Here is a 4,899-nt window from a genome sequence, read left to right on the forward strand (position 1 = left end):
GGGGCGTGACGGCCCCCGCGCCCCTGTGGCGTCAGCGGATGGGGACGCCGGCCAGGGTGCGGGCGATCACCAGCCGCTGGATCTCGCTGGTGCCTTCGAAGATCGTGTAGATGGCCGCGTCCCGGTGCATCCGCTCCACCGGATACTCCCGGGTGTAGCCGTTGCCGCCGAGGATCTGGATCGCCTGCCCGGTGACCTTCTTGGCCGTCTCGCTGGCGAACAGCTTGGACATCGACCCCTCGGCCGCGGTGAACGGTTTGCCGTTGACCGCCATCCAGGACGCACGCCACACCAGCAGCCGGGCCGCGTCGATGGAGGTGCGCATGTCGGCGAGCTGGAAGGCCACGCCCTGGTTGTCGACGATGGGGCGCCCGAACTGCTCACGCGTGGTGGCGTAGTCGAGCGCGACCTCGTAGGCGGCGCGGGCGGTGCCGACCGCCATGGCCCCCACGGCGGGCCGGGACGCCTCGAAGGTGGCCATCGCCGCGTTCTTCACCCGCTCACCGCCGGCACGAGCCCGCTCCCGGGCCCGCGTCAGCCGCTCGTCCAGCTTCTCCTTGCCGCCGAGCAGGCAGGAACCTGGCACCCGGACGTTCTCCAGGACGACCTCGGCGGTGTGCGAGGCGCGGATGCCGTGCTTCTTGAACTTCTGGCCCTGGCTGAGACCGGGCGTGCCCGGCGGGACGATGAAGGAGGCGTGGCCCTTGGAGCCCAGCTCCGGGTCGACCACGGCGACGACGACATGGACGTCGGCGATGCCGCCGTTGGTCGCCCAGGTCTTGGTGCCGTTCAGCATCCACTCGTCCCTGGCCTCGTCGTACACCGCGCGGGTGCGCAGGGAGGCCACGTCGGAGCCGGCGTCGGGCTCGGAGGAGCAGAAGGCGGCGACCTTGACGTCGTTCACATCGCCGTACATCTGCGGAATCCAGGTGCCGATCTGCTCCTCGGTGCCGTTGGCGAGGACGCCCACGGCCGCGAGGCCGGTGCCGACGATGGAGAGGGCGATGCCGGCGTCCCCCCAGAACAGCTCCTCCATGACCATGGGTACGCCGAGACCGGTGGGGTCGAAGTACTGCTGGGCGTAGAAGTCGAGGGAGTAGACGCCGATCTTCGCGGCCTCCTGGATGACCGGCCAGGGAGTCTCCTCACGCTCGTCCCATTCGGCGGCCGCGGGCCGGATCACCTCGGCGGCGAAGCCGTGCAGCCAGTCCCGGACCTCCTTCTGTTCGTCGTTGAGCTCCATGGTGAACTCGGCCATGTCCCCTCCTGCTGCGCACGTGCGGTGTTCCTGGCGGTCTCTGTTACCAGCGGTTCGGTTACTAGCGGTAACCAGAGTGTGTTACCGACCGGTAGACGAAGTCAATTCCGGATGAAGCCTCGGCGGCCGTTCGATGCCGGGGGCGCGGCGGGTGTTAGTTTGCGCAGGCGTCACCGAATCAGCACGGGTGGGGAGACCACATGGACACCACACAGCGGACCGATCAGCAGCGGTCCGCCGACCGACGACGGCGGGAGCTGCTGGAGGCCGCCGACCGGGTGGTGCTGCGCGACGGCCCGCAGGCGTCGATGAACGCCATCGCCGCGGAGGCGGGCATCACCAAGCCGATCCTCTACCGCCACTTCGGCGACAAGGGCGGCCTCTACGCGGCCCTCGCCATGCGGCACACCGACGCCCTGCTCGACTCGCTGCGCGCCGCGCTGGACGCGCCCGCCGAACGCCGTGAGCGGGTGGAGTCCACGCTCGACACCTACCTCGCCGCCATCGAGGCCCGGCCGCAGGTGTACCGGTTCCTGATGCACCCCTCCGAGGGCGGCCAGGGCGCCGACCAGGGCTTCGACGTCGGCAAGCACAGCGCCCCGCTGCTGCGCCGGATGGGCGAGGACCTGGCCCAGGTCATCGAGGAGCGGGTGGATCTCGGGCCGGGCAGCCAGCGGCTGGCCCGGGTGTGGGGGCACGGGATAGTCGGCATGATGCACGCCGCCGGGGACTGGTGGCTGGGCGAGCGCCCCTGCTCGCGGGCCGAACTGGTGCGCTCGCTGGCCGACTTGCTGTGGGGCCGGCTCGCGGCCGCCGGTGACCGCGCGGGCGGTCCGGGCTTCTGACCCGCCCCGGCGGGCCTCACGCGTGCCAGGACGCCTTCCGCACCTGCCGGTCCAGCTTGCGCCGGCGGCGGCCCGTCACCCGGTCGGCGTAGACCGTGCCGGCCAGGTGGTCGCACTCGTGCTGGAGGCAGCGGGCGAAGAACCCGGTGCCGTCGACGGTGACCGGCTCCCCCGTCATCGTGACGCCCTCGACCACCGCGTGGTCGTACCGCTCCGTGCCCGCCTCCAGGCCCGGCAGCGACAGGCAGCCCTCGGGGCCCAGGAACTCCGGGCCGTCTGCGGTCACCAGCCGGGGGTTGACCACATGGCCGAGATGGCGCACCTCGTCGTCGTCCGGGCAGTCGTACACGAACACCCGCCGTTCCACGCCGATCTGGTTGGCGGCCAGGCCCACGCCCTCGTTGGCGTACATGGTGGCGAACAAGTCCGCCACGAGCGCGGGGAGTTCCGGACCGAACTCGGTGACATCCCGGCAGGGTGCGTGCAGCACGGGGTCGCCGAGGAGGGTGAGAGGCCGGACGCGCCCGTGGGCACCCGGTATCGAGCGGTGTCGCATGGCGGCAAGGGTACGGTTCGTTCGGCCCGCGCCGAGCGCGCGAGGGCGGGCCGGGCGGACCGGGATTCGGGTGTGTGAACGGTTCTCGATAGGCTGAGGCCCCCACCACGCTGCCGGATGGCCCCAGGCGCGGCGCGTACGCAAGGAGGATCGAGGACTGATGGCAGGCAACTCGGACCCGCTCTCGCCGCGGGCCAAGCTGGCCGTGACCGCGGGCAAGGCGGTCGCGGCGGCATCGCGCGCCGCGGGGCGCGGCAGCGGGTCGGTGATCGGCGGAAAGGTCGCCCTGCGGCTCGACCCCGACCTGCTCGCCCGGCTCGCCACCCACCTGGACGTGGTCCTGGTGTCGGCGACCAACGGCAAGACCACCACCACCCGGCTGATCGCGGAGGCCCTGCGCGCCGCCGGACCGGTCGTGTCCAACGCGCTCGGTGCCAACATGCCGGCCGGTATCACCTCCGCGCTCGCGGGCGGCTCGGACGCCAAGTTCGGTGTCATCGAGGTCGACGAGAAGTACCTGGCCGGTGTGGCACGTGACACCAGCCCGAAGTGCATCGCGCTGCTGAACCTCTCCCGCGACCAGCTGGACCGCGCGGCCGAGACCCGGATGCTCGCGGAGAACTGGCGCGAGGGCCTGTCCGGCTCCAAGGCCGTCGTCGTCGCCAACTGCGACGACCCGCTGGTGGTGTGGGCGGCCTCGTCCTCCCCGAACGTGGTGTGGGTAGCCGCCGGCCAGATGTGGAAGGACGACGCCTGGTCCTGCCCGTCCTGCGGCGGTGTGATGCAGCGCCCCGGCGACGACTGGTTCTGCGGCGAGTGCGGCTTCCGTCGTCCCACGCCGTCCTGGGCGCTCTCCGGCGACCACGTCCTCGACCCGCACGGCTCGGCCTGGCCGATCCACCTCCAGCTGCCCGGCCGCGCCAACAAGGCGAACGCCGCCAGCTCGGCCGCCGTCGCCGCAGTGTTCGGGGTGCCGCCGCAGGTGGCGCTGGAGCGCATGTACCAGGTGCAGGCGGTCGCCGGACGCTATGACGTGGTCCAGTTCCAGAATCGCGACCTGCGTCTGCTGCTGGCGAAGAACCCGGCCGGCTGGCTGGAGACCTTCTCCCTGATCGACCCGCCGCCCACCCCGGTGATCCTCTCCGTGAACGCGCGCGGGGCGGACGGCACCGACACCTCCTGGCTGTGGGACGTGGACTACACCCGGCTCACCGGCCACCCGATCTTCGTCATCGGTGACCGCAAGCTGGACCTCGCCGTCCGTCTGGAAGTGGCGAACCAGCACTTCCAGGTGTGCGAGAGCCTCGACGAGGCCGTAGCGGCGGCCCCGCCGGGCCGTATCGAGGTCATCGCCAACTACACCGCGTTCCAGGACCTGCGCCGCCGCGTCGGCAACTGAGCCAGAAGGGCGACTACCTCCCCATGAGCGACAACCAACTGCGGCTGGTGTGGATCTATCCCGACCTGCTGAGCACCTACGGCGACCAGGGCAACGCCCTCGTCGTGGAGCGCCGGGCGCGCCGGCGCGGTCTGGACGTGGCCCGTCTCGACGTGCGCAGCGACCAGCCGATCCCGACCTCGGGTGACATCTACCTGATCGGCGGCGGTGAGGACCGCCCGCAGCGGCTGGCGGCCGAGCGGCTGCGCCGCGACGGGCAGCTCCAGCGCGCGGTGCAGAACGGCGCGATCGTGTTCTCCGTGTGCGCCGGCTACCAGATCCTCGGCCACGAGTTCATCAACGACCTCGGCCAGCGCGAGCCGGGCCTCGGCCTGCTGGACGTGACGTCGACGCGCGGCGAGGGCGCCCGGTGCGTGGGCGACGTGCTCGGCGACATCGACCCGCGCCTCGGCCTGCCGCCGCTGACCGGGTTCGAGAACCACCAGGGCGTCACCCATCTGGGCCCGACCGCCCGTCCTTTCGCCCAGGTCACCCTGGGCCGGGGCAACGGCACCGGGGACGGCACGGAGGGCGCGTACAACGGGACCGTGTTCGGTACGTACATGCACGGCCCCGTGCTGGCCCGTAACCCGCTGATCGCGGACCTGCTGCTGAAGCTGGCGCTGGACGTCAACGCGCTGCCGCCGATCGACGACCGCTGGTACGAGGCGCTGCGCGAAGAGCGCATCGCGGCGGCCCAGCAGCCTGCCTGACCGGCGCGCGGTACCCCGTAGCGGTAACCACATATCGGCAACCCCATATCGGTACACCCGTCAGGCGGGCCCGTGAGTCATCGCGGGCC

At 71.6% G+C, this 4,899-nt stretch carries 5 protein-coding genes; 3 read left to right on the forward strand and 2 right to left on the reverse strand.

From position 1 onward, the window contains the following. Window positions 1–31 precede the first annotated feature (31 nt). Window positions 32–1,258, reverse strand: coding sequence for an acyl-CoA dehydrogenase family protein (locus tag ACFWN1_RS31660; protein WP_384369673.1), 1,227 nt, complete (start codon window positions 1,256–1,258; stop codon window positions 32–34). A 200-nt stretch (window positions 1,259–1,458) separates the two neighbouring features. Here ACFWN1_RS31660 and ACFWN1_RS31665 point away from each other — a divergent pair, with 200 nt between their 5' ends. Then, window positions 1,459–2,103 (forward strand): TetR family transcriptional regulator, encoded by a 645-nt coding sequence (locus ACFWN1_RS31665; protein ID WP_384369676.1) that lies wholly within the window; start codon window positions 1,459–1,461, stop codon window positions 2,101–2,103. A gap of 16 nt (window positions 2,104–2,119) precedes the next feature. Here the strand turns inward: ACFWN1_RS31665 and def are convergent, their stop codons facing one another. Further along, window positions 2,120–2,659, reverse strand: coding sequence for a peptide deformylase (gene def / locus ACFWN1_RS31670; protein WP_384369679.1), 540 nt, complete (start codon window positions 2,657–2,659; stop codon window positions 2,120–2,122). Window positions 2,660–2,819: 160 nt separating this feature from the next. Here def and ACFWN1_RS31675 point away from each other — a divergent pair, with 160 nt between their 5' ends. Continuing rightward, complete coding sequence (locus ACFWN1_RS31675) at window positions 2,820–4,058, forward strand: MurT ligase domain-containing protein (RefSeq protein ID WP_384369682.1); 1,239 nt, start codon at window positions 2,820–2,822, stop codon at window positions 4,056–4,058. Between the two features lie 23 nt (window positions 4,059–4,081). After that, window positions 4,082–4,810 carry a type 1 glutamine amidotransferase gene (locus ACFWN1_RS31680; RefSeq protein ID WP_384369685.1) on the forward strand — a complete coding sequence of 243 codons (729 nt, stop codon included), beginning with the start codon at window positions 4,082–4,084 and terminating at the stop codon, window positions 4,808–4,810. Window positions 4,811–4,899 lie beyond the last annotated feature (89 nt).

It is taken from the genome of Streptomyces sp. NPDC058459 (genome assembly GCF_042721685.1).
Taxonomy (GTDB): Bacteria; Actinomycetota; Actinomycetes; order Streptomycetales; family Streptomycetaceae; genus Streptomyces.

Excerpts from the sequence above, each read along its gene's own strand:
- ACFWN1_RS31660 (WP_384369673.1), bottom strand. The coding sequence starts at position 1,258 with ATGGCCGAGTTCACCATGGAGCTCAACGACGAACAGAAGGAGGTCCGG.
- ACFWN1_RS31675 (WP_384369682.1), top strand. The coding sequence starts at position 2,820 with ATGGCAGGCAACTCGGACCCGCTCTCGCCGCGGGCCAAGCTGGCCGTG.
- def (WP_384369679.1), bottom strand. The coding sequence starts at position 2,659 with ATGCGACACCGCTCGATACCGGGTGCCCACGGGCGCGTCCGGCCTCTC.
- ACFWN1_RS31680 (WP_384369685.1), top strand. The coding sequence starts at position 4,082 with ATGAGCGACAACCAACTGCGGCTGGTGTGGATCTATCCCGACCTGCTG.
- ACFWN1_RS31665 (WP_384369676.1), top strand. The coding sequence starts at position 1,459 with ATGGACACCACACAGCGGACCGATCAGCAGCGGTCCGCCGACCGACGA.